This window comes from Candidatus Liberibacter americanus str. Sao Paulo (assembly GCF_000496595.1).
GTDB lineage: Bacteria > Pseudomonadota > Alphaproteobacteria > Rhizobiales > Rhizobiaceae > Liberibacter > Liberibacter americanus.
Window position 1 is genome coordinate 284,070 of the sequence record NC_022793.1, and the last position, 25,385, is coordinate 309,454.

Sequence of the window (25,385 nt, forward strand, 5' to 3'; positions counted from 1 at the left end):
TTATTATGCTATGCATTTACGCTATTTTCTGCTTTTTTCTTAGCTTCAAGACGCTCTAATGCTTTCTTTTTAGGCTGAGCTTTTTTAGGATTGTTTCTAGTAGGAGATTTAATTAATCCGGCTTTATCCATAAAAAACATAATTCTATCTGTCGGTTGTGCTCCTTTGCTTATCCAATATTGTATACGTTCAAAATTCATTGTAAATCTTGTAGGGTTTTCTTTCGGCAAAGTTGGATTCCAAGTTCCAATTTTTTCAATAAATCTTCCATCCCGCGGGCTGCGGGAGTTCGCAACTACGATACTATAATGATTGCGCTTTTTAGAACCTCCGCAAGCAAGACGAATTTTTAATGCCACTACTATATCCTCCTAAGAAAAATGTGTCTTAATATTGTTTATTGTTGATAACTTTAATTTAATTGTATTTTGCAAACTTTTATAAATTAATTATCGCATAAAATTACAAAAATATCTATTTCGTTACACTATATATATGATTACAGTACATGATGTCTATCATGCAAACTTTATATTTATAATGATTTTAGATTAAATTAATACTCTCCATTTTATTATATGGTTTATCTTTAAATATTAATGTTCTGGCTTTGATTCGTAACAGGTAACTTTTATAGTCTTAATTCCTATACTACTCGTAAAATAAGCAATATTTTTGATAATCATTTCAAATTATTTATCGAAGATTACTATTTTTATTATCATGAATGATGTTAGATATATGGCAATTTTCCATTTTTTCCAAGGTTTATTTTATTTCTAATGTTTTCCATCATATTATTAGTTAAAGATCTTTCATTTTGTCCTTTCATAGATTTCATTACATCGGACATCTGACGGTATAATTTTAAAATCTTATTTATTTTTGCTGCGTCAGTTCCCGAGCCCATAGCAATGCGTTTTTTACGAGAATGTTTGATGATGATTGGGTTTGCGCGCTCTTCCTTTGTCATAGAAGATATAATAGCAATGTAATATTTAATCATATCATCACTAATTCCTGGCATTGTGACGTTTTTGTTGAATGATTTGATCATAGGCATCATTTTGAAAAGTGAGCCAATTCCTCCTATATTTTGTGTTTGACGAAGTTGTTCTGCTAAATCATCAAGGTCAAATTTGCCTTTGCTGATCTTTTTAGCTGCGGCTGAAGCTTTTTCTTTATCTAAATTATGAGCAGCTTTCTCAACTAGAGATACAATATCTCCCATGCCTAGTATTCTATTGGCAATCCTATCAGGGAAGAAGCCTTCTAAGTCTTCTATTTTTTCACCTATTCCCATAGCCTTAATAGGCTTGCCTGTAATGGCTCTCATTGATAGTGCTGCTCCTCCACGGCCATCACCATCCATGCGTGTAAGAACAATCCCTGATATATCTAATCTTTCATTAAAGTTACGGGCTATATTGACTGCGTCTTGTCCAGTCAGTGCGTCTGCGACTAATAAAATTTCATGAGGTTTGGTTATATATTTAATTTCGTCTACTTCTCTCATAAGAAATTCATCTATGTGATTTCTTCCTGCTGTATCTAAAATAACAACATCATAAAGACCAGATTTTGCACTATTTAATGCACGTTTAGCTATTTCTATAGGAGATTGTTCTTTTATAGTTTCTAGTGTATTGATTTGATTTTTTTCTCCAAGATAGCGTAGTTGTTCCTGTGCTGCTGGGCGATATACATCAAGAGAAGCCATCAAAACTTTCTTTTTATGCATATTTTTTAGTCGATTAGCTATTTTAGCTGTTGTTGTTGTTTTACCAGATCCTTGTAGTCCTATCATCATTATGACAATAGGAGATGGCGCATTGATTTCTAAATCTACATTTTCTCTTCCTAGTATTTCTACTAATTCATCATGCACTATCTTGATTATCATTTGTCCAGGCTTAATGCTTTTTAGTACTTTTTCGCCTTTTGCTTTTTCTTGCACTCTTTTGTTTAAGATTCGGACTGCTTCAATTGACACGTCTGCTTCCAAGAAAACTCGGCGTATTTCTCGCAAAGTATTTGATATATCTGATTCCGATAATATTCCTTTGCCAGTTATATTTTTAAAAATTGATCCAAGACGTTCTTGTAGATTATCAAACACCGTTTTTATCCTTTGATTGCAACGAACATACACATATCCGTGATAATACTCTTACTAGATTTTGAAGGTAAATACGTATAGATACGAAGTACTTAGGGGAAACATAAAATAATCATATTGAATCTAAAATATCATCATATTCAATATTTATATTTATATCACTAAACTTAACAGCAAACACGAAATGAAATCATTGAACGTTTTATGAGTCAAGCTTTGAATATATATTTTGCTAAATTGATGTTACACGCAAGTATTGAGTATCTAATATTAAAAAAGGGAATGTAATGATAAATAAATCCAATGTTGATTTTGCAAAAATGGAAGGTATAGGCAATAAAATTCTTGTTGTTGATATGCGAAATCGAAGCGATTCCATTAATTTACATGCCATAAATGTATTGTTATCAGATGAAAAGACTTGTTTTGATCAAATGATGATCATTTATTCTTCTAAAGATACAATTGCAGATGCTTTCATTCGTATAATAAACCGTGATGGCTCAGAAGCTCAATCTTGTGGAAATGGGATGCGCTGTGTTGTACGGTTTCTTTCTATGAGGATGAAAAAAAAATCTTTTGTATTTGAAACTTTAAGAGGTACTATCAAAGCAAAGGAAAATGAAGATAATAGCATATCTGTTGATATGGGCGAGCCAATATTTAATTGGAAAAATATTCCTCTATCACAACCATTCGATAGTAGAGATAGAGATGAATTTTACCTAGGGCCCATTAATGATGTTGTTTTGCGATCACCTTATATTTTATCGATGGGAAATCCTCATGCAATTTTTTTTGTTGAATACGATATATATAGTTATGATTTGCTTGGCTTTGGAAATATTGTAAAAAATCATTTTATGTTTCCAGAGGGTATTAATCTTTCTATAGCAAAAGTTACTTCTTGTTCAAGTATAGATCTGCGCACTTGTGAAAGAGGAGTTGGTCTGACTGCTGCTTGTGGAACGGCAGCTTGTGCTTCTGTTGTTGCTTCGGCGTATTCTGAAAAAACAAATCGCATAGCATCAGTTAATATGCCTGGGGGGCAAATTTTAATTGAATGGTGTCATGATAATCATGTTATTCTTACAGGAACTGCAGATGAAAAATGGAGTGGAATTCTTGATGTTAAAAATGGCAAATGGTTGTTGATATAAATTCAATGTCGTGTACAATATTGTATTGTATTGTATTGTATTGTAACTAGATAATTTTTATCTTACGATCTTTTTTGGAATTTTTGTAGTGGGTTTTAGCTGTGTTACTTAGTTATTTTAGAAAAAAAAAGTCCATAGCAGGAAAAACTCCCTCTCTCGATTCTGAGAACAAAGAGTTAGATGAGAAGTTTATAGATGCTTCAGAAGACAAATCTCCATCTAAATCTTTTGTTAGTGAAGAATTGTGCGACCAAGAATATTCTTCGAAAGATAGTTCTTGGTTTCGATTAATAGCTGATGGTTTTTCAATAACAGCTTTGAAAATAAAAGATGGTATTACAAATATCCTTTTACATAAGAAACTTGATGATAGCATTAGAGAAGAGTTAGAAGATTTATTGATTCGTTCAGATATAGGAGTGGAAGCTGCACAGATAATAGTAGATGATTTGGTTTCAAGAGGTTATGAGAAAAATGTTTCTGTCGAATCTGTATTGAAAGATATGTCTTCTAAAATTCATGAAATATTGTTGCCAATCTCTAATCCTTTTAATTTAGATTTGTCCCATAAACCATATGTTATTTTAGTTGTTGGAGTAAATGGAGTTGGTAAGACAACTGCTATAGGAAAGTTGTCAAAGAGAATGTCTGATGATGGATTAAAAGTTATGCTTGCTGCGGGAGATACTTTCCGTTCTGCAGCAGTTGATCAGCTTAGGATTTGGGCAGATAGAACGGGATCTGATTTTGTTAGCTCTGAAATTGGCTCAGATGCAGCAGCTATTGCATATGATGCATTTATACAGGCAAAGAAGCAGGATACAGACGTGCTAATTATTGATACAGCTGGACGTACTAACAATAATATAGCATTAATGGCTGGTATTGGAAAAATAATACGAGTATTGAAGCGTATTGATGTTGATGCTCCTCATGAAGTGTTGCAGATTTTAGATGCTACTACTGGGCAGAATTCTTTACGTCAAGTAGAGATGTTTAGTGATATTGCCGGAGTTACAGGTATTATTATGTCAAAGCTTGATGGGACTGCGAGAGGTGGTGTTTTGGTTTCTATGGCTATAAAACACCAGATACCTGTTTATTTTATAGGTGTTGGAGAAGGAGTGGATGATCTTGAGCCTTTTATATCAAAAGATTTTGCCGAGGCTATTGTAGGGATTTAATTTTATAATAAGGATAAGGAATGACTGATTCTAATCGAAATAAGTTGGTTAATTTTTTACTAGAATTTGGCCCTTTAATAGTATTTTGGATATTTAACTCATATGGAAAAAAAATAATAACATATTTTCCGTTTCTAGAGCGGTTCGGCGATGGAATTTTTCTTGCTACTGTTTTTTTTATAATATCAACAGGAATATCAATGGCATTTTCTTGGTTTTGGTTTGGTGAACTTAAAAGTATTTCGTTAATATCAGGATTATTTGTGATTATTTTAGGTGGATTAACTGTTTGGTTACGCGATGATACATTTATAAAAATAAAACCAACAATTATTTATTCTCTTCTTTCTGCTATCTTGTTTTTTGGTTATGCATTGGGGAAGAATTTTCTTCGTTCATTTTTATCTCAAGTTATACGTTTAGATGATATTGGCTGGAATAAGTTAAATGTTAGATGGGCGTTTTTTTCCTTTTTTTGGCTATTTGTAATGAACTGGTCTGGCGTAATTTTTCTACGGAAACATGGATTATTTTTAAATTAATTGGTTTTTTCCCTATGATCTTATTATTTGGTATAGCCCAAGCAAGCCTTATTAATAAGCATGCTGTTCTTTCTAAAGATGATCGTGGTTAGGAATATTTTATGTGAAATTTGGACTTTTTGATGATTGGTGCCACTTACGTGAATCGAACACGTGACCCCATCATTACGAATGATGTGCTCTACCAACTGAGCTAAAGTGGCATCTGTTATCGCCCATACCTTTAAAAATTAGCAAATTCAAGTGTATTATAGAGTATATTAAATAAATTGTGTCAGATAATATAAAAATAATCGTTTATTGCAGTTATTTTTTGTTTTTTAAACTATCTTTGTATAAATTAATTATTAATAAGTAAGCATTGTATTTTAAAAATTAATTTTTGGATTTTTATAACTAATTATGAAAATCTATGTTTAGTATTATATAAAGTATATAATGATATTAGAAGAATTATTCTCTTAGATCCTTTACTGTTTGTATTAACTTGAAGTATGAAAATGGTTTGTTGTTGTTTTTGAATTGGCTTTTGGCATAGGATTGCTATGAGGTTTTATTACTTTATTATCATCTATATTGTTTTTTTTATGTCGCCTTTTGGTTTGGAAATTTTTGCGCGTGATCGTATTAGGATTGCTGGATCTTCAACAGTATTTCCTTATTCAAAGATTATAGCTGAAAATTTTAGTGAATATTTTCCTTCCTTTAAAACTCCTTTAGTAGAAGCTGGTGGTTCTGGTTCTGGAATAAAAGAGTTTTGTAAAGGTATCGGCGAGGATACTATAGATGTTGTTAATGTTTCACGAAGAATAACTAAATATGAGTTGAATGAATGTAAAAAAAATGGTGTTTTTGATATTCAAGAAATTAAGATTGGTTATGATGGTATAGCTTTAGTAAGCGATACAAATATGCAAAGCATATCTTTAACTATTGAAGATCTTTATAAGGCTTTAGCTGCTAGTTTAGTTGTAAATGGGAAGCTAGTATCAAATCCTTTCCATAAATGGTCTGATATTAGATTTGATTTGCCAGAAGTTCGTATTTTTATTTATATTCCAAGTGAAAAACATGGAACTCGGGAAGTTTTAGAGCAAAAAGTTTTGTATGAGGGTTGCCTCAGGTCCGGTAATTTTATAAAAATGCGAGATGACTTAAAATACAATGGTTTGCAATTAAATATTGCATGTAATTCAGTTCGTAAGGATGGCTTATTAGTTGAGGTTGATGGAGATTATGCAGAAACTTTGGCTCGTATAGAGGCAAATAAGAATGTTTTTGGATTTTTAGGACTATCCTTTTATAAAAATAATTCTGATATTTTGAAAATTACTGCTATTGATGGGATTATTCCTTCCATGCATACAGTATCTGCGGGATTGTATCCGATTATACGACCTCTTTTGTTTTATGTAAAGAAAAATCATCTTAGGAACGTTATTGGCCTTAGGGAGTATATTTACTTTAGTGTATCAGATGAGATGATGAATACTAGTTCTCAACTGATTAGGTATGGTTTGATCCCTATTTCTGAGGGTGAGAGAAAGGCAGTTCGAGATTCTATTGCAATTAATAAAAATGATTAATAAAATTAGACTTTTAAAAGTTGACTTAATAATTATCCGTATTTTTGTGCCAAAAAAGGAAAATTACCCTTGTTGTTTGGTTTTTATATAATATCTTTGGGTCTTTTATCCTATTTTATCGGATGTATGCGTGCTAGGTTTATATCCGCAAATATTGTTAGCCTTCATACTAAGGAGAGTTATTATGGTATTTATGTTTCTCTTTATACCATTATTCCTTGTTTATTGTTTTTTTTTACATGGATTATTGTTTCTCCATATCTGATTAATCATAAGGTCGAACAAAGATTTTCTAATCACACGTTGAACATTACAGAATATGATCGGGATTTATATTATGGTATGGTGCAAAAAATATCAGATGTTTTGCCTAGTCTAGATAATTCTATTAGAGAAAAAATTCAAAAAAAAGATGTTAATATATCTGATTTACTAAATCTTAAAGGTGTTATTTTAGCAAGTAATCCTGAACCATGGATAGTTGAAGCTGCTCTTTATCACGAAAATTTATCGTTTAAAAGCCGTATTTTAATGAATATATTAGTGTTTTTAATAGCATTTATAGGGTTCTTTTATTCTATTAACAGTATTAGTAATCCAAAATTATGTGTTCGTACCAAGATTGAGAAATGCTTGATCTATTCTCTAATGATGTGTGCTTTTTTATCAATCTTGATATCATTCAGTATAATCCTTTCCTTGTTTTTTAACTCATTGAGTTTTTTCTATATAATTCCGGCAAAAGATTTTTTCTTAGGTACAGTTTGGGATCCTCGTTTTGCATCGATCACTTCTCCCGATCTAAAAGGTCAATTTGGGCTAATTCCTTTATTAATAGGAACTTTTTACATTGGATTTATCGCAATGTTATTTTCTGTGCCTATGGGATTATTAATAGCCGTTTACATGGCAGAATATGCATCTAAAAGACTTCGTTCTATTATCAAGCCTATTACTGAGATATTAGTTGGCATTCCAACAATTGTTTACGGTTTTATTGCATTATATTTTATAGGTCCATTTTTGCGAGATATTTCAATATACGTGAATGGATTGATGACAGGTAAATATAGTCACTTTATTGAGTCACAGAGTGTACTGACAGCGGGTTTAGTCATGGGTGTTATGCTAATTCCATATGTTTCATCTTTGTCGGAAGATGTTATTTCATCAGTCCCTCGCTCATTGAGAGATGGCTCTCTTGGGCTAGGAGCTACTCGTTCAGAAACAATGAGATATATTATACTTCCAGCATCATTCCCTGGTATCGCAAGTACTATTTTGATGACAGCATCACGTACTATTGGTGAAACGATGATTGTTATACTTGCTGCTGGCATTGCTTCTAATATTCATCTTAGTCCTTTCGAGCCAATGACAACTATTACTGTTAAAATTATGAATCAGCTTACGGGTGATATAGACTTTACTTCTCCACAGCAATTAGTGGCTTTTGCTCTTGGGTTGACTTTATTTGGTATTACCTTTGTTCTTAATATATGTGCTATGAAAATTATGAAAAAATATCAGAGAAAATACGAATGAAATCGTTTTCTTTTAATAAAAATAGATTGAGATACCGCTATTTTACTGAAAAATTATTTCGGTATTCTTGCATTTCTTCTGTCTTAATTGTTTTTGCTTTTTTAATCATTTTATCATACTCGGTTTTTTCACGAGGGATAGGATCTTTGTGGCAAACATATGTTATAATTCCAATAGAGTTTTCAGAGAAAATTATTGATCCGCAGGGTAAGCGTTTTGAAGATCCTTCTGTTTTGAGCAAGGCAGATTATGGCCTGATTGCCCGTAATGCTTTGGTAAGTAAATTAGGATTGCTTAAATCTAAACAAGAATTGCTTTTGCAGGTTGATGATATGATCTCCAGTGCAGTACGCTTTCGACTACGAAATATCGTTCTTGTTGATCCGTCTTTAGTAGGAAAGACAGTTAAGATGCCTTTGCTTGTTAGTTCTAAGATTGATTCTGCCTTCAAAGGATATATAGATTTTTCCACTCCTGAAACTAATCGAAGAATATCTGACTATCAATTGAAATGGTTTAAACAGCTTGTTCACGAGAATGCATTATCCTCTTATTTTAATTATGGCTTTTTTATTAACGGTAATTCTACTAGAGCTGAAGCTGCTGGTATTGGTGTAGCGATCGTTGGTTCTATATACATGATGTTAATAGTGGTGGGATTATCTTTACCATTGGGAATTGCTTCTGCAATATATTTAGAAGAGTTTGCTCCAAAGAATTTATTTTCTAATTTTATTCAAGTTAATATAAATAATCTAGCATCTGTTCCATCTGTTGTATATGGTTTACTTGGTTCGTCTATGCTTATTAATTTTTTTAAGATGCCTCGCTCAACTCCACTTGTTGGTGGTTTGATTTTGGCTTTGATGACGTTGCCTAATATTGTTATTTCAACTGGATTATCATTGAGAACTGTCCCGTCTTCTATTCGATCTGCTGCGCTTGGATTAGGATCTTCTAAAGTTCAAACCGTTTTCCATCATGTTTTGCCTTTGGCGATGCCAGTTATTTTGACTGGGTCTATAGTTAGCTTAGCACGTGCACTGGGTGAAACAGCTCCTCTTCTTTTTATAGGTATGGTAGCTTTTATTACGGATTATCCTGATAGTATTTTGGATACTGCAACGGCATTACCTGTACAGATTTATTTATGGGCAGATGATGCAGATAAGTCTTTTTTTGAAAGAACATTTGGCTCTATAATGATCCTTTTGCTGTTTTTAGTAATTATTAATATAGCAATGTTATTTCTACGCAATAGGTTTAGGAAACGTTTTTAAAAGGGAATTTGGATATAATATAATGAATAACTTTCATAAAATTATAAGTAAAAATGTATCTGTATGTTACGGTGAAAAGCGTGTACTATTTGATATAAATCTGAAAACTCCTAGTAATTCTGTTATGGCATTGATAGGCCCTTCAGGTTGTGGTAAGTCCACGTTTTTGCGTTGTCTTAATCGTATGAATGAAACTATTGATAATTGTTTTTTTAGTGGAGAGATTATTATTGATGGTGAGAATATTTATTCACCATCTGTTGATGTTGTGAGATTGCGTGCTAGAGTTGGAATGGTATTTCAAAGAGCTAATCCATTTCCAAAGTCAATATATGATAATGTTGCATATGGTCCTCGCATACATGGTTTGGGAAAGAGCAAATCAGATATAGATTGTATTGTAGAGATTAGCCTTAAAAAAGCTGGATTATTTAATGAAGTTAAAGACAGACTTTCCCAAAATGCTTTGCTTCTTTCTGGAGGACAGCAACAGCGTGTTTGTATTGCACGTGCCTTGGCAATTAACCCAGAAGTATTGCTAATGGATGAGCCATGTTCTGCTCTGGATCCTATTGCCACTGCTTCGGTAGAAGAATTGATTCATGAGCTTCGTGATAATCTGACAATTGTGATAGTAACGCATTCTATGCAGCAAGCTGCTCGTGTATCTCAACGTGCTGCTATGTTTCATATGGGATATTTGGTTGAAGAAGATGATACTGATAAGCTGTTTACGGCTCCGAATGATCAGAGAACTCAAGATTATATTATGGGTCGTTTTGGTTGAAGTGATTTTGTGGATTTTATGATTTTTTTGAATTGGATTATAGTTTGATGTCGTGCCATATAATTTCTGCTTATGATGAGGAATTGGAGTTTCTATTTCGGCATATTGTTGAAATGGGTGAACTTTCCAGTAAGATGGTCTCTTCTTCTATTAGTGCTTTTGTAAAAGGAGATTCTATCCTTGCTCAGAAGGTTATTGATAGCGATTCTATGTTGAATCGGTTAGAGAGATATATAGACGATAAAGCTATTTTAATAATAGCTAAGCGTCAACCAATGGCATCTGATTTGCGTGAGATAGTTGGTTCTATTAGAATAGCTACTGATTTGGAGCGTGTTGGTGACTTGGCCAAGAATACTGCTAAACGTGTATTGGCTTTACAAATGTTTGGTGTCCCTAAAAATTTAGTTTCAACTATTGAACCTTTAGCAATGCTATCATTGGAACAGCTTTCTGAAATTATGAATGTATATGTTAGTCGATCTACAGAAAAGGCACGATCTATTTGTGATCGTGATGGTGAATTGGATGCTATGCATACTTCATTATTTCGAGAGTTATTGACATATATGATGGAAGATCCTCGCAATATTACTTTTTGTACGCACCTTCTTTTTTGTTCTAAGAATATGGAACGTATAGGAGATCATGTTACCAATATTGCGGAAACAATACAATATATGGCTACTGGTATACAGCCTTGATGAGTTTTTTTAAGACAAGATACTTCTGAGAAATATTATTGAAATAATTAAAGATAAGCTTTTTTATACTTACAATCCTACCTATCGTTGAATTGCAATAATCAGAGCTGATATAGTCATATAACCTTAGATCAGCAGATCTATAATCTTTGCATTCTTAGAAGTATCTCGTTATATATATTTACTATTTTTATCCCTCTATATTATGAAAAAATAATGTCAAATCACTAATTGTTTCTTTCCATGAAAAAATATTGGATTTTGCAATCTATTCCTTTGTAGTAGTAGAAGAAGTATCTTCATCATCAATAGAATTTGAGCATTCTTTTGGATCATCCTGTTTTTGTGGATTATATGGATTGCCTTTAGAAATTCCTACTAGAGATGGTCTTAAAATACGCTCACCTATAAGATAGCCATCCTGAACTACTTTTATCACAGTGTTTGCAGGAATAGTTTCATTTTGTTCCTCAAACATTGCTTGATGATAGTTTGGATTGAATTTATTGCCTTCAGCTTCGATTTTTTTGATACCATATTTTTCTAAAGTAGACATCATTTCACGCTTAGTCATTTCTATGCCATCAATCAAAGATTTAAGTCCACTATTTGCAATCTTGTCTTTATCTTTAGGCGAAGATTCAAGTGCGCGAGAAAGGTTGTCAGAAACTGACAACATATCACGAGCGAATGCTGCATTTGAATAAGACTGAATATCTTGTATTTCCCTATCAGTCCTACGTCGAAGATTTTCCATTTCTGCGACTACTCGTAGATATTTATCGCGAAATTCTTCTGCTTTCATTTCCGCTTCTTCAAGAGGATTTACAACTTTTTGTTCTTCTACGGGGCTTTCATCTGTATCATAAGGGTTATTGCCTTTTTCAATTTTTTCATCATTCATGAAGATCTCCAGTATTTTATAAATCTATGACACAATTGATATGATGTTGATAATCTAAAAATCAAGTGCAAAACATCATTATAAATCAGCTTAACGTATTTTAAATTCGGAAATTTATCTCGAATTTTCACTATAAAAAGATATTTTTTAGTATCAACCCATTTTACTTTTTATTAAAGTGAATAGAAAAACTATACTAATAAATAGTTTTTCTATCAATGATTAAAATGATTATATATGAATTTGATTTTTTAATAAATATTAGTTTTAATCGTAAGATTTTTTGCTATTATTGAAAATTATAATAGTGTAATATATACTACTAACTGTTACTCTATATAATAAAATATTATAAGTATAACTTATTGTTTAATCATATTTATTTAATTAATTATAATAATTTTATTAGATATATTTGATATATTGTTTACTAATATTTAATAATTGAAATGAAAATTTAGTATGATAATGAATAATATCATTACATTAATATTATTTTAAATCTTCTGTTTTTATTATGGGATAACGCTTTAGAACTGAATATAACATAAACTCCTAAAATAAACACCCAAAAAAAATTTATGTCAAATAATAAAAAAATAGTAGATCCCTTGGATAGATTTCAAAGTAAGATTACGAATAATCGCGTAATTCCTATAGGAGATGACATTGGCATAAAAAACCTTTCTGATGATGATTTTGATCGAAAAATAATAGATCTACACGTTGGATCTATGTTGCGTATTTCTTCTATTTTACCACTATTTGTATTGTTCATAGCTAATGTGGGCACTTGGTTTACTCATAATCCTATGCTTCCTATGTGGGCTCTTTTTACTTTGGTTATTTATGCAGCTAATATGTTCTTAGGTAAAAAAGTGTTGTCTAAGAATATAAAGCCTGGGGAAACCCGTATATGGCGTATGCGACTTCTTGTTGGTCAGATTGCGATAGGCATATGCTGGATGTTACTTACTTTCGTAGAATGCGGAGATTGGACCCCGGAATATCTAACAATATATAAAAGTGCAACTCTTTTGATTGCATTATCAATTAGTGCTTTGTCCAATTTTATGCTTCCATATTCTGTTTTCTTATCATTTCTTCCAGTATTGGTAGCGCTCAGCAGTCAAGCTATTGCTAGTATGCATTTATTGGACATAAGCTTGGCTGCAGTGCTTGGTATTGCTTTATCTGCTTTCACCTATATCACGCATCATTTGTTCAAATCTAATATGCAAATTATTTCTTGCCAAGCCGAAAAAGATGATCTGATAGCTGAATTAGAAATAGCGAAAGCTTTGTCGGATGAGACTAGAAAAAGAGCAGAAGAAGCTAATCTTGCTAAGTCTCGTTTTCTTGCTTCAATGTCTCATGAATTGAGAACTCCTCTTAATGCTATTTTGGGCTTTTCAGAAGTTATGGTCTTGGAGACTATGGGCCCTTTAAATAATAATATTTATAAGGAGTATGTTGGAGATATACATAGTTCTGGACAACATCTTTTAAATCTAATCAATGAAATATTAGATCTTTCGCGTATTGAGGCGGGAAGGTATGAGCTTAGTGAAACTTCTGTATCTCTTATTAATATAGTGAATGAATGTATTGTCATGCTTCAGCTGAGAGCTCAATGTAAAAATATCCAGATATTACAACAGATAGATTCAACGCTTTCATATATATGGGCTGATGAAAAAGGTATGAGACAAGTAGTTCTTAATCTTCTTTCTAATGCGGTGAAATTTACTTATCCTGGAGGTAAAGTTTACGTAAAAGTTAGTTGGACGCCTGAAGGAGGGCAGTATATTTCGATAAGAGATAATGGTCCTGGTATTTCTGAAGGAGAAATTCCAATAGCTTTATCTGCTTTTGGACAAGGATCTATAGCAATTAAAAGCGCTGAACAGGGAGCAGGATTGGGACTTCCAATAGTAAAATCTATTTTGTCAAATCATGGAGGTAAATTTGTCATAAAATCTAAATTAAGTGAAGGAGTTGAGGTAATAGCAGTACTTCCAAAAAATAGAGTTTTGGATATGGTTCCTAGTTTTTCAAATAATAAGCATAATGATCCTCAAAATAAGATTTATGCCTAATTTAATTGAATGTATTTTTCTTGATGTTAATTATCATATTTTGACAAAACTATTTCTCCGTTAAATTAATCGGTAAACTATCATAAATATTGACTTTTATACTTTTATTAGTTCGAAAATATTATTCTTATTATTTTTAGATGTTTTTTAATCAAGCTATTATTTAGTCGTCGTTGATTTATAGTCATTTCTTTTTAGATAACTGCTTTAACAATCATCTCAATATATGTGTTTAGATGTATGTCTTTTTTATTTTTTTATACACTAAGCGTATTTAGTAATTGTATTTTATGTTATAAATAATGTTTTTTGTATGTGTTTTTAGATTATTTCTAATATCATAGTATTGCTTATATCATAATATTGCTTAGATTATTTATTTCATTTTTTGATTACTTTAGGAGCTGACTGTTTAGTATGCTAAAAATACAGAATTTACCAATCATTATTTTTTCGCTAGTTGCGGTGCTTATATTTTCTGTTTTTGGAGGAAGCATACGTTCTGTTGTTGAAGCTAGAGATGCGTCATATGTTGATATCTCTCCAGTCGTTGATCGTGTCGCTTCTTCTGTTGTAACCGTAGTTGTTAAAATAAAAAAGTCCAATAATATAGGAGTTATTGGATCGGCTCAATATCAAAATTTGCCTAGTTTAGTTTTATCTAAGTTTCCTCATATTTCTGATTATATTAGTGGAAAAGATGTAAAAGATGTAATTATTGGTTCTGGTTTTTTTATTAGCACCGATGGTTATGTTGTTACTAACAGCCATGTTGTTAAAAATGGTGCTGATATTGCTGGTATCGATGTAGTTCTTAAAGGAGGTGCAATTCTACCAGCATATTTAGTAGGATATGATCATATTACTGATTTAGCTGTATTGAAGGTAAAGAGTGATGGAAAGTTTAATTCTGTGAAATTTGGCGATACAGATAGTGTACGTATTGGAGAAAGGGTATTTGCTATCGGTAGTCCTTTAGGAATTAGTGAAACTGTAACTTCTGGAATTGTATCAGCTCGTGGTCGTTCTGATTTCCCGACAAATAAGTATGGTGCTAGTTATTTACAAATTGATGCTCCATTAACTATTGGTAATTCTGGTGGCCCTTGCTTTAATAGTAATGGTCTTTTAGTAGGTATTAATTATTATGGTTTTAATGTTTCGGGTATTGGATTTGCCATTTCTACTTCTGTTATCAAGGAGGTTATCCCTTCTTTAATTAAAAATGGTAGGTTTATTCGTGGTTGGTCTGGGATTTCTATTCAGAATTTAACTAAAGATTTAGCTGTTTCTTTTGGTATCCCTGATAAAACAGGCGTTGTTGTTTTTTCTGTTACAAAGGATTCTCCAGCAGATAAAATCGGATTGAAAATAGGTGATGTTATTTGTGAGCTTAATGGAAAGCCAATAAGTAATTTGATGAGTTTTATTAAAAATATAAATCTTTATTTGCCTAAAGATAAAATTGAAATTTCTTTATGTTCAGAAAAAGGAAAGCGTTCCGTTTCTTTGGTATTAGAAGCCTCTCCTAAAGATACATTAGTTTTGGAATCTAAAAGGATGACGGATATTAAAGAATTATTGGGAATAAAAATGAAGGATGTTATCTATGAAGATGGTAGAAAAGTTGTAAGGATTGTTGATGTGAATCTATCTTCAGATGCTTATTTTAAGGGTGCATTGCCTGGTATGTATATTAGTTATATAAATTCTAGCCCGGTATCTTCTACGGATGATGTTAAGCGGCTTATATACGAAGCTAAGTCTAAAAAAAATAAGTCTGTATCAATACTTTTGCAAACTAGTCCAGATAGAGATGATAAATTAAATAATAAGACTTGGATTGATAAAGATGGTTTTATTGATGTAGATATTGATTAATATGTTTGATCAGGTTTAGAAGAATATATATAGTACTGATTATGCTTCCTTTGACTTATTTTTTACGTAATAAAATATTATTTAGCACTATCATTACAACTCATATCTAAAGATTATTTACTTTTTCTTCTGTTTGTGTTCCCTATGTTTATTAGTATAGGAATCATATTTTTACGATATGCGACCTGAATTTTTAAATTAGTCCTTGGTTGTCCTATCCTATATGCGCGTGAATTATATGCTATCCAAGATTCTATGAATTCTCTTGTTATTGACTTTATATTTTGTTTGCGATTAGCTGCTATAGTTCTGATTGCTATTTCTTGCATTACTTGGACAAGTGGCTTTAATTTATTTTTATTCCTATTTATAGAATTCTCAAAAAAGTAAGTTTCACGTGTCATATATATTCTCGTATATTTAAAATTTTGAATAGCTTTCCACTATAAAATATACAGAGATTGTGAAAATAGAGTAAAAAACCTTTAAATATTACAATTATAATTTTTGATAAATTAAATTTGTTTTTTAAATTATTTTGATGATTGTAGTTGAGATCAATATTTTTTTATGTATTTTTTATTAAATTTTATAATTAAAATAATTATTTATATTTTTGGCAATTATTATTCAATATAGATTAAATTAACGTAATAAATGTAATTTTGTTATTTATAAGCAAAATGTAATGTTAGTGTAGGGATTTGCTATTTAATTTTCGTGCATAGGGAATACTATTTATTCTTTGAATTGGTGATAATTTTTCTTGTAAAACTAACTTATCTTTTTTTATTGCTGGGATTGTTGAAGTATATTTTTGAATAGGTGAGTTTTTAGTTTTTATAATTGTATGTTTTATTCTTTTTGATATAGGAGAATAGGATTTTTTGATATTTTTATTTCTTTGTATGTTTTTTTTGTTTTTAAATAAACAAATTAGTTCTAGTGCTTTTTTATCTCTTCCTTGATTAGTAGGCATTCCCATTACGACTGCAATTATTGATTCATCATCAGATTTTAATGAAGTAACTATGTTATATCCTGACTCTTGAGTGTATCCTGTTTTTATTCCATCTATACCATTTATTTTGTTTAACAAGTTATTATGATTTGTTATTATTCTATTTTTATAACGAAACTGTTTTTTTGAAAAATATTTGTAGTATTCAGGTAAATTTCTACGGAGACTTGCTCCTAGTATTGCTTGATCATATGCTGTAGTGACTTGCTCTTTATCATGAAGTCCACTAGAATTTTTATAAATTGTGTTATGCATTCCGAGGGATTTAGCTTTATTAGACATGAGAATTGCAAATTTTCTCTCTGATCCGCTGAAAAATTCTCCGAAAGCTGTAGATACATCATTTGCAGAGCGTGTGACAAGCGCTAGTATACCTTGTTCTACGGTGAAATATGTATTTTCTTTTAAATAAAGCTTTGAAGCTGGTTGCATGGCAGCGTTTTTAGAGACTGGGATTTTAGTACTTAGTTTAATTTTTTTTGATTGCAGATGTTCGAATACTATATATAAGGTCATCATTTTTGTAAGAGATGCAGGATGGTTCTTTTCATTTTGTTTGAAACCATAAACAGTTTTACCATTTTGTATATTAATAACTATACTGGCTTTCGTTGGTTTTGCGTGTAATTTTGTCGTTATTAAGATAATAAGAAATGATATTATAGAAAATATTTTCATTAGGTTTTGTATAAAGATTTTAGCATATAAAATAATATTTTCTAAAAAGTACTTTTTCTCCAATAAATTAACTTCTTTTTGCAACATATGCATTTTCTATTCTTTAATTGAATATAGATTAATGATTATTTTGAAATAGAATTGTTATTAATCTGCACTAAATTTATTTAAGATATGCGTTACAGGTCCTCTGACCTGTAATCAACTTATTTCAGTTATTGTATATTTTTTATATCTATTATAATATGTTGATATTTGCATTTTATATCATATCAGTTCCTATTATTATTAAATTGCGATTTTTAAATAATCTTTACTAATTTATTTAAATATACTTCATCACTTTTAATAGTATATATTATATATTTACTATTAATTATAGTGAAATTGTTACATAATAAAACAACTATTTTTATATATTTATTTTTACATTAATTATAGAAGATAAATAATATTTATTATTTTAAATAAATAATTCTTTCTGTGATAACCTCTTTTATTTTTTTTTTAACCAATTATTAAAAAATTTTCTACATAAAGTTTGTGCGTTCTATAGGGTATGTGGTTAATAAAGGGTAATTCTTTTTTGGATATCAATTATATGCATGATAGTTATTATGCATTAGGTTAATTTGATTTAGAAGGGATGAAATATGTCAAAAGATACGTCTGTGTTGACTGAATTTAAGAAATTTGTTGCTCGTGGTAACGTGATAGATTTATCTGTCGGTATTATAATTGGTAGTTCTTTTGGGCGTGTTGTTCAATCTATTGTAGAAGATATAGTAATGCCGTTAGTTAGTTTAATCATGGGAGGTGGAGCTGATTTTTCTAACTACTTTTTACCCTTGAGTTCGGATATTAAATCTTCTGTTATATCGGAGGCACGTAAGCAGGGTGCTGTATTTGCTTATGGTAATTTTATAACTGTTGTTGTTAATTTTTTCATTTTAGCGGCGGTTATTTTTATTATGATACAATTTGTTAATAAATTGACTAATAAAAAAGATGTTTCTAAAGAAACCGAACTGCAGGTTCTTTCTGATATCCGTAGTTTATTGAGAAAAAGTTGAATTTTTTAAAATCATTTAGCTGTTATATATATGATTTTATATATATCTGCCAATGATTTTGATCTAGATGAATATCTTGACATGTATTATAAGAAAATGGCTTGCTATAATTAGTTTTTTTCAAATAGGTGCATTTAGTCAAGTATCATCTAGGATATTCGTATGGGGTTTATAGAATATTTTATTAAAACAAACAAATTGTTTAATATTATTGATAATTTGTATTTCTAATATATTTATTGTTTAAATTTTATACTACTTTTTTTGTTGAGTTATTTCGTTATGAACCTAATATGATTGTATATGATTGCTATTAAATTTTTTGATATAATAATTTATAATGGATTTTTTTATTTATAAAATAATTTAAAAATCACGCTCTTATGAATTATATTTAGATGTCATCGCAACTAAATTGTAATTATTTTTTTATATCTGTCTTCATCCCTTTCAATTATCTTAACTTATATATGAAACATAGAATTTATGTATGTTCTTAGATAAATATTACTTTAATTTTGCTTTAACTTTCGCACAAGCTTCTACAAATACATATCAAATCTAGATAGGTGTATACCATTGTAATTTCAGTGGAAAAAAAGTGGCTATTATAGATAGATTATTAATTTTTTTAAGAGGTATTTCGTCTTTAGGGCGTACGCGATTAATTATTTTTATTACGACAATTGTTGCTTCTGTTGTTTTAATATTTATTGCTAGATTTTTTGTAGGTGCGCCTATATATGAAAGTATTTATGTGAAGCTAGAAGCGTCAGATGTTAATCGGATATCCATGGCTTTATCAGCGTCTAATATAGATTTTCGTATTTCTGATAATGGTTCTAGTGTTTTGGTTCCGTCTAATTTAGTAAGCAAAGCCCGTGTTCTCCTTGTTTCTCAAGGTTTACCTAGTAGTTCTAGTAATTCTGGTTATGAACTTTTTGATAAGGTTAATTCTTTTGGTTTAACTTCTTTTATGCAAGAAGTGACGCGTGTACGTGCACTTGAAGGAGAAATAGCTCGCACCATTCAAGCTATTTCTGGAATTGTGTCTGCGCGTGTGCATATTGTGATGCCTGATATGAGTGGTTTTAGGCGTATAGGATCCAAACCAACAGCTGCTGTAATGATTAGAGCTATTAATCATTCTGTATATAAATCAGCTGCAGCAATTCGTTCTCTTGTTGCTTCTGCGGTTCAAGGCCTTGATATTAATGATGTAATAGTTCTTGATTCTACAGGTAAATTATTGGTTGCAGATAATGATATAGATAAAAACTCATTTGGTAAGTCATTAGGAATAGTAAAAGCCGTTCAAAATGAAATTGAGATGAATATTAATAAAGCTCTGGGGCCTTTCCTTGGCATAGATAATTTTCGATCTGCAGTGATTGTCGAATTGAATACAGATACGCAGCAAATAAAAGAGACAGTTTATGATCCTGATTCTAGAGTTGAGCGTTCTGTTCGCCTATCTAAAGATATTAAAATATCTGAGAGTATTCAGCAAGATTCATCTGTTACTGTTGAACAAAATATGCCGAATTATGCTGATAAAAGCTCTCAATCGCCTCATTCTAAAGATAATTTTGATAAAAAAGAGGAGCAGAGCAATTATGAGATTAATACAAAGAGCGTTTCTACAACTCATAATAACTATAAATTAGAGCGTTTATCTATAGCGGTAGTGGTTAATAAAGCTCGTCTATTGAGTATGTTAGGAAAATCAGTTGATCAACAGAAAATTGATTCATATTTATCTGAAATAAATCGTATCGTTTCTGCTGCAACTGGAATTAATGCTGCACGTGGAGATACTATAAGAATCACATCCATGGATTTTTTAGAAAATCAACTTTTATATTCAACTACTGCGCCATTACATTTTATGGATATTTTGTCTAGCAATTTTTCGATTATTGTTAATGCGATATTTTTTCTAATAATAATGTTTTGTGTATTATTGTTTGGTATATACGTAGTTCGAATAATGAATAATAGCAATAATGCTATGGGTAAAATAGAACAGGAGAATAACTTAGGTTTTATTGCGCCATCTAACTCTAATTATACTTCTGAAGATTTATTATCAGATGATAGTGTTGAGTTAAATTCAAATGATAAGGAATTCTTATCATATGAGAATAATCTTAGCAAAAATTTAAACAATTACATTAATGAAAAGACTGATCGTCGTCTTTTACATATGGTTGAAATAAATGAAGAACGTTTTGCTAAGATTCTTAGGAAGTGGGCTAGATCTGAAATAGATAGCAGATATAGCAACCCTATTGGTTAACGTTAATTGGAGGATTGCTGCAATATAATAATATATATTATGTATAATTTTGATAAATAATTGTATCATTTTATGATAAAAAATTTTTTTAATACTTTAATAAGTATTTAAAAATATGTAATATAAATGTTTATGAGTTTTTTATTTGTTTTTTATTATATATTATGAATTATATTTTTATATAATTTGATTATTTATAATTTTAAATTGTTTTGTTTTGTTACAAGTGTAATAGATATTTTAATTTATTTAATGAGAAGTGTTATTTTTATTTAGATAAAATATTTGGCCCAAAAGTGTTCTTTTATTAATATTAAAAAACATGCCTTTGAAGGTAATTTGCATCATGAATTTTGATATGCAACAGGTTGATGTTGGGTTGATCAGAGAAGATGAACATAGAACATCTTTTTTACCTCATCTTCCTACACGTAGTGATTTATTAACACGTATGGTTCTTATGGATAGAACGGTTTCTTGGAAAATGAGAATGTATGCTCTTACCGAATATGTAGGAGCAAGTCATTTTTTATTGCTAAGATGGGATCTTTTCCAGGAGCAGAAATTAGATTCTATAGTTAGTTCTGATTGGCCATTTGATTTGGTAAGGTGTATGGCATTTAGTGATAGAGATAAATCTCATAATATTTTGCAGCGTCCAGCAGAATTATTTTGCCCTGTTTTCCATAAGATCCCAGATAATGTAGATTTTCCATCCGACATGGATAACCGTTATTGCTCTCTTACATTTGATGTAGGTCGTATACGTATTGGTTTGATGCTTTTGTTTCCAAAGGGTCGAATTATTTTACAAGATCGATTATGGGAAATTGGTTTGCTAGCAGCTTATCAAGCTAATGTGTTTATGAGCTATTATGTTAGTTTAGGTAAAGATTTTGAATTAACTGGACGTGAAATTGAGTGTTTAACTTGGATTTCAGAAGGAAAAACTAGCGATGAAATAGCAGTTATACTAGGCATATCACGTAATACAGTTAATAACTATATCGCTAGTATTATGCGTAAAACGGCTACAAAAACTAGATCTGGAGCAATAGCTTATGCTGTTCGTAACAATATAGTTTAATTTATTTTATAGGTATTCAATAATCGAATAATTTTGAGGTAATAAATTTGTCCGAAAACACGCTAACAGAAAAAAAAACTTTTAGTTTGCTAGAGCTTTCTGCAAGATTAGATGCAATACGGAACAAAATAAACGCAAAGAATTTTGTTTTATATACTATTAGTTGCGCTCCAGATTTTCCGAGGCGTCAGCAACTGATATGTGAATTGAATGATTATGATTCAGAGAATAGCAATATTCCAAATATTTTAATTGAATCAATTGGCGATGAATTATTATTTCACTTTAATTCAGGATTATTGCCTATAATTTGGAACGGTACACATGAAAAAACTTTCGTCGAACCATCAAAGCAATTTGTTATCAAATTGGAGAAAATTATTTTGCCATTTTCTGGTATTGCTTTTCCTGTTCGTCTTGGGTTCCATAAAAATGGATGTATTGTATTTACATCTGAACATTTAATTCTTGCTAATGAAATTATTATTGAAACACATGGTGCCTGTTATCAAGCTATCATGGATTCTTTAGCTTTATTTAAAAAACGTTCTGCTGCTACTAGAAATTTGACAGAACGTGAAACTTCATGCTTACAATTAGCAGGAGATGGTAATACTAGTGAAGAAATTGCTGAAAGATTAGGATTGTCAATTCATACTGTAAATGCCTACCTTGGCTCTGCAACGGTTAAGCTTGATGCTGTGAATCGTATACAGGCAATAGCTAAGGCGATTCGTCTCGGATATATTTGTTAATGTAATTTGTAACACGGATTGTTCTGATTTTATTAGCGGTTTTTAGTATATATTTTATGTATGAGTTGTGCAACGGCATTATAAAAAACTGGAGGGATAGTGCTATTGATAGGAACCTGTCTGAATAGAGATCGTGCTAAAACGGGATCTTCAAATATTGGAATATTTTCTTTTTGAGCAATTTCTTTGATTTTAGCAGCTATTATATTTTGTCCTTTTGCCAACATTATTGGAGCGTCATTTTCTTTTTGTGCATATCTTAGTGCTAATGCATAATGTGTTGGATTTGTTATTACAAGTGTTGCTCGTGATGTAGCTTCTATCATTTGATGTCTTAGTCGGGAACGTGCTATAGATCTTTGTCTACTTTTAACTAAAGGATTGCCATATGTCTGTTTCATTTCATCTTTTACTTCGTTTTTAGACATCTTTAATTTTGAGTACCATTGATAGTAAGTCCATCCTAAATCTGCTATTGTTATTAAGGTTGTTAATAAGATGATTATGATTAGTATTTTACGTATTGTAAGAAAAATTTGATTTAATATTATTTGAGGATGAGAAGTTAGTGAATCAACCATGTCAAAATAACTATTTTTGATAAAAATTGCAATTAACGTGCCAATAACAACTATTTTTGCGAATGATTTTATAAATGAAATTAAGTTGTTTTTACTGTATATCCTTTTAATACCTTCTAGTGGTGATATCTTTTTTATAGATGGCTTTATGTTATGAAGGTTGGGTTGGTAAACTCCTTGTACAAGATATGATCCAATCCCAAACATAATAAATAATAATAGTCCTGGTAGTACTAGTTTTATTGCAGGAATACTTATATTAACTATAATCAACAACATTTGAGAAGATGACTTAAGTTCAAATTGTATAGATTTTTCTAAAAAATCACGCATACTATGCGTTAATATCTCGATTTCTGGATGAATAAAAAATAACAAATAAATTAAGCAGGCTATTATTGAAGCAAGTAAAGATACCTCCTTTGAGATAGGTAAGTTTCCTTTTTTGCGAGCATCCTCGATTTTTTTTGTAGAAGGGGCTTCTTTTTTATTATCAGTATTATCGTTTTCTGACACGTCAATCTTCTATAGTAGGGGACGGATTAATTGACTTTTCTTCTTTATTAACATCTATAGAAGGCGCAATTTGTATCTTATTTGTTTTTAAAAGTGAGATTGCTTCTTGTACTATTATTCTTCGAGCAAAAGCAATTTCTCGTGGATATATAGGAGATCCTTTAGAAAAATTATTTTCCTCAACTATTCTGCGTTGTCGTATACTAAGGCAGTCTAGTATAATTTTTTTAATTTCTTCTGAAGTCCCATTGATAGCTTTTGAAAGTGTTTCAAGTGAAATATTATTAAATAAAATAGATAAATTATTAGGGGATAATGTAATCAGGTCTTCAAATAAGAATACTTTAGGGCGAACTTTTTCGAATGCTTCTTTGCTAACTGATTCTAGAGAAGTAAGTAAAGTCTCAACCTGAGGCTTTTCAAGTTCATTAATTAGATTAGCTACTTTTTCTGAACCAGATGTATTTTTATTTGATTCTATTTGAGATAGTATTTTTTTTATGCATTTTTCAATCAATTTTTGCATATAAGGGCTGATTTTTTTCATATTTACAGTGCGATTCATAATATCTGCACGTTTTTTATCTGGAAATTCTAATAGAACATTTGCTCCAATTGATGGTGGTATCATGGATATTATATATGCAGTAGTTTGAGGATGTTCTTTGAGTAAAAAATTAGAAATAGCAGTATGATCTACTTCTTTAAAATTATCCCATATAGATTCTTCGTGATTTTGAAGATCAGTTGATCCATTTAATAATTGATCTAGCTCGTTTTTCCCTAAACCCTCTTCTATAATATGTTTAATATTCTTTGCGTTTTCTGTGAGGCCTATTCCTGCTATAAATTGATTTTCAAACTCATCTATTATATATTCTAACTCTTCTGGAGATATTTCGGGCAGCAATTTAGCTGAAGACACTACTTCTTTCAGTTCTAGATGTGTAAAGTATTTCAATAGTTTGCCAGAAACTTTTTTATCCATAGCTAAAAGTATTGCGGTAGCTTTGTCTTTCTGTTTTAGAGACATATTTGAAATTTCTTTATAAAAATTTCTGCAAGATGCTTTATCCTCTTTATCTATCAAGATAAGTACCTTCTCTTTAATTTTTTTGATATATAAATAATTTTTAAGTATTTATTTTAGAACATAACACTGCTAGCTAGAGTGTATAATTTCTACTATTTTAACTCCGAACCGAGTATCGTCATCCATAATAGTTATTTCTCCTTTTGCTATTTTTTGGTTGTTTATGTTAATTTCAACATGCTCACCAATTCTTCTATCAAGTTTTATTATGTCTCCTTTAGATAAATTAACTAGTTCAGCAATTTGCATAGAACAAGATCCTAGTATAACTTGAAAATTAATTGGAATATTCATAATTAGATCAATATTGTCATTAGATTGTTCTAAATTATTCACTTTATTAGTCGATGATTTTTCAAATATATTATTGTTATTATTTGTTGAATCATTTTTTAATATGTTGTTATCCATTGGTATTTTTTTTTCTTTATTAAAGCTATTATCCTCATTGTAAGTTGTATCTATATTCATTAATTATACTTTCTACTTTA

At 30.4% G+C, this 25,385-nt stretch carries 21 protein-coding genes, 1 tRNA gene and 1 pseudogene; 14 read left to right on the forward strand and 9 right to left on the reverse strand.

All coding sequences use genetic code 11. The features are described from left to right. Nucleotides 1–8: 8 nt before the first annotated feature. Both rpsP and ffh read right to left on the reverse strand, forming a co-directional pair. Nucleotides 9–359, reverse strand: a complete 351-nt coding sequence (gene rpsP, locus LAM_RS01180) for a 30S ribosomal protein S16 (protein ID WP_007556863.1) — start codon at nucleotides 357–359, stop codon at nucleotides 9–11. A 374-nt stretch (nucleotides 360–733) separates the two neighbouring features. Next, nucleotides 734–2,119, reverse strand: a complete 1,386-nt coding sequence (gene ffh, locus LAM_RS01185) for a signal recognition particle protein (RefSeq protein WP_007556864.1) — start codon at nucleotides 2,117–2,119, stop codon at nucleotides 734–736. A gap of 287 nt (nucleotides 2,120–2,406) precedes the next feature. Between ffh and dapF the strand changes: the two genes are divergently transcribed. From dapF to LAM_RS01200, 3 genes and pseudogenes are all read left to right on the forward strand, one after another. Continuing rightward, nucleotides 2,407–3,279, forward strand: coding sequence for a diaminopimelate epimerase (gene dapF, locus LAM_RS01190; protein WP_007556865.1), 873 nt, complete (start codon nucleotides 2,407–2,409; stop codon nucleotides 3,277–3,279). A gap of 101 nt (nucleotides 3,280–3,380) precedes the next feature. Next, the gene (ftsY, locus tag LAM_RS01195; RefSeq protein WP_007556866.1) at nucleotides 3,381–4,463 is read left to right on the forward strand and encodes a signal recognition particle-docking protein FtsY; all 1,083 of its coding nucleotides are present in this window, start codon (nucleotides 3,381–3,383) and stop codon (nucleotides 4,461–4,463) included. A gap of 20 nt (nucleotides 4,464–4,483) precedes the next feature. Next, nucleotides 4,484–5,097 (forward strand): annotated as a pseudogene (locus LAM_RS01200) (septation protein A). A 35-nt stretch (nucleotides 5,098–5,132) separates the two neighbouring features. On the opposite strand, the gene LAM_RS01205 reads toward LAM_RS01200, so the two are convergent. Then, a tRNA-Thr gene (locus LAM_RS01205) sits at nucleotides 5,133–5,208 on the reverse strand. Between the two features lie 342 nt (nucleotides 5,209–5,550). Between LAM_RS01205 and LAM_RS01210 the strand changes: the two genes are divergently transcribed. The 5 genes from LAM_RS01210 (at nucleotide 5,551) to phoU (ending at nucleotide 10,907) form a co-directional block, all read left to right on the forward strand. Beyond that, complete coding sequence (locus LAM_RS01210; protein WP_007556868.1) at nucleotides 5,551–6,591, forward strand: PstS family phosphate ABC transporter substrate-binding protein; 1,041 nt, start codon at nucleotides 5,551–5,553, stop codon at nucleotides 6,589–6,591. Nucleotides 6,592–6,663: 72 nt separating this feature from the next. Continuing rightward, entirely contained in the window at nucleotides 6,664–8,136 is a 1,473-nt protein-coding gene (gene pstC, locus LAM_RS01215; RefSeq protein ID WP_007556869.1) for a phosphate ABC transporter permease subunit PstC, read from the forward strand. After that, entirely contained in the window at nucleotides 8,133–9,416 is a 1,284-nt protein-coding gene (gene pstA / locus LAM_RS01220; protein WP_023466180.1) for a phosphate ABC transporter permease PstA, read from the forward strand. The genes pstC and pstA overlap by 4 nt, the downstream gene beginning before the upstream one ends. A gap of 22 nt (nucleotides 9,417–9,438) precedes the next feature. Next, entirely contained in the window at nucleotides 9,439–10,203 is a 765-nt protein-coding gene (gene pstB, locus LAM_RS01225) for a phosphate ABC transporter ATP-binding protein PstB (RefSeq protein WP_007556871.1), read from the forward strand. Between the two features lie 44 nt (nucleotides 10,204–10,247). Further along, a complete protein-coding gene (phoU, locus tag LAM_RS01230) occupies nucleotides 10,248–10,907 on the forward strand; it encodes a phosphate signaling complex protein PhoU (RefSeq protein WP_040055842.1) in 660 nt (219 codons plus the stop codon). A gap of 268 nt (nucleotides 10,908–11,175) precedes the next feature. On the opposite strand, the gene grpE is transcribed toward phoU, so the two are convergent. Continuing rightward, a complete protein-coding gene (gene grpE / locus LAM_RS01235) occupies nucleotides 11,176–11,811 on the reverse strand; it encodes a nucleotide exchange factor GrpE (RefSeq protein WP_007556873.1) in 636 nt (211 codons plus the stop codon). A gap of 581 nt (nucleotides 11,812–12,392) precedes the next feature. Here grpE and LAM_RS01240 point away from each other — a divergent pair. Together LAM_RS01240 and LAM_RS01245 are read left to right on the forward strand one after the other, a co-directional pair. Further along, a complete protein-coding gene (locus tag LAM_RS01240; RefSeq protein ID WP_007556875.1) occupies nucleotides 12,393–13,910 on the forward strand; it encodes a sensor histidine kinase in 1,518 nt (505 codons plus the stop codon). Between the two features lie 417 nt (nucleotides 13,911–14,327). Continuing rightward, nucleotides 14,328–15,791: a trypsin-like peptidase domain-containing protein gene (locus LAM_RS01245; RefSeq protein WP_007556876.1), complete on the forward strand. Its 1,464-nt coding sequence runs from the start codon at nucleotides 14,328–14,330 to the stop codon at nucleotides 15,789–15,791. Nucleotides 15,792–15,904: 113 nt separating this feature from the next. Here the strand turns inward: LAM_RS01245 and LAM_RS01250 are convergent, their stop codons facing one another. Continuing rightward, complete coding sequence (locus LAM_RS01250; RefSeq protein ID WP_007556877.1) at nucleotides 15,905–16,195, reverse strand: hypothetical protein; 291 nt, start codon at nucleotides 16,193–16,195, stop codon at nucleotides 15,905–15,907. 287 nt (nucleotides 16,196–16,482) lie between these two features. Next, complete coding sequence (locus LAM_RS01255) at nucleotides 16,483–17,583, reverse strand: D-alanyl-D-alanine carboxypeptidase family protein (protein WP_007556879.1); 1,101 nt, start codon at nucleotides 17,581–17,583, stop codon at nucleotides 16,483–16,485. Nucleotides 17,584–18,161: 578 nt separating this feature from the next. On the opposite strand from LAM_RS01255, the gene mscL reads away from it, so the two are divergent. From mscL to LAM_RS05460, 4 genes are all read left to right on the forward strand, one after another. Continuing rightward, the gene (gene mscL / locus LAM_RS01260) at nucleotides 18,162–18,563 is read left to right on the forward strand and encodes a large conductance mechanosensitive channel protein MscL (protein ID WP_007556880.1); all 402 of its coding nucleotides are present in this window, start codon (nucleotides 18,162–18,164) and stop codon (nucleotides 18,561–18,563) included. A 601-nt stretch (nucleotides 18,564–19,164) separates the two neighbouring features. Next, entirely contained in the window at nucleotides 19,165–20,862 is a 1,698-nt protein-coding gene (fliF, locus tag LAM_RS01265; RefSeq protein ID WP_007556881.1) for a flagellar basal-body MS-ring/collar protein FliF, read from the forward strand. A 346-nt stretch (nucleotides 20,863–21,208) separates the two neighbouring features. After that, complete coding sequence (gene visN, locus LAM_RS01270; protein ID WP_007556882.1) at nucleotides 21,209–21,949, forward strand: transcriptional regulator VisN; 741 nt, start codon at nucleotides 21,209–21,211, stop codon at nucleotides 21,947–21,949. 47 nt (nucleotides 21,950–21,996) lie between these two features. Then, nucleotides 21,997–22,704: a response regulator transcription factor gene (locus LAM_RS05460; protein WP_007556884.1), complete on the forward strand. Its 708-nt coding sequence runs from the start codon at nucleotides 21,997–21,999 to the stop codon at nucleotides 22,702–22,704. A gap of 32 nt (nucleotides 22,705–22,736) precedes the next feature. Here LAM_RS05460 and flhB read toward each other — a convergent pair whose 3' ends face one another. The 3 genes from flhB to fliN form a co-directional block, all read right to left on the reverse strand. After that, on the reverse strand, nucleotides 22,737–23,801 hold the full coding sequence (gene flhB, locus LAM_RS01280; RefSeq protein WP_007556886.1) for a flagellar type III secretion system protein FlhB: 1,065 nt from the start codon (nucleotides 23,799–23,801) through the stop codon (nucleotides 22,737–22,739). Between the two features lies 1 nt (nucleotide 23,802). Continuing rightward, nucleotides 23,803–24,891, reverse strand: a complete 1,089-nt coding sequence (locus LAM_RS01285) for a flagellar motor switch protein FliG (RefSeq protein WP_007556887.1) — start codon at nucleotides 24,889–24,891, stop codon at nucleotides 23,803–23,805. 72 nt (nucleotides 24,892–24,963) lie between these two features. Further along, entirely contained in the window at nucleotides 24,964–25,365 is a 402-nt protein-coding gene (fliN, locus tag LAM_RS01290; RefSeq protein WP_007556888.1) for a flagellar motor switch protein FliN, read from the reverse strand. Between the last annotated feature and the right edge of the window lie 20 nt (nucleotides 25,366–25,385).

Excerpts from the sequence above, each read along its gene's own strand:
- grpE (WP_007556873.1), bottom strand. The coding sequence starts at position 11,811 with ATGAATGATGAAAAAATTGAAAAAGGCAATAACCCTTATGATACAGAT.
- LAM_RS01240 (WP_007556875.1), top strand. The coding sequence starts at position 12,393 with ATGTCAAATAATAAAAAAATAGTAGATCCCTTGGATAGATTTCAAAGT.
- LAM_RS01210 (WP_007556868.1), top strand. The coding sequence starts at position 5,551 with ATGAGGTTTTATTACTTTATTATCATCTATATTGTTTTTTTTATGTCG.
- LAM_RS01245 (WP_007556876.1), top strand. The coding sequence starts at position 14,328 with ATGCTAAAAATACAGAATTTACCAATCATTATTTTTTCGCTAGTTGCG.
- LAM_RS01250 (WP_007556877.1), bottom strand. The coding sequence starts at position 16,195 with ATGACACGTGAAACTTACTTTTTTGAGAATTCTATAAATAGGAATAAA.
- pstA (WP_023466180.1), top strand. The coding sequence starts at position 8,133 with ATGAAATCGTTTTCTTTTAATAAAAATAGATTGAGATACCGCTATTTT.
- visN (WP_007556882.1), top strand. The coding sequence starts at position 21,209 with ATGAATTTTGATATGCAACAGGTTGATGTTGGGTTGATCAGAGAAGAT.
- fliN (WP_007556888.1), bottom strand. The coding sequence starts at position 25,365 with ATGAATATAGATACAACTTACAATGAGGATAATAGCTTTAATAAAGAA.
- LAM_RS01255 (WP_007556879.1), bottom strand. The coding sequence starts at position 17,583 with ATGCATATGTTGCAAAAAGAAGTTAATTTATTGGAGAAAAAGTACTTT.
- pstB (WP_007556871.1), top strand. The coding sequence starts at position 9,439 with ATGAATAACTTTCATAAAATTATAAGTAAAAATGTATCTGTATGTTAC.
- dapF (WP_007556865.1), top strand. The coding sequence starts at position 2,407 with ATGATAAATAAATCCAATGTTGATTTTGCAAAAATGGAAGGTATAGGC.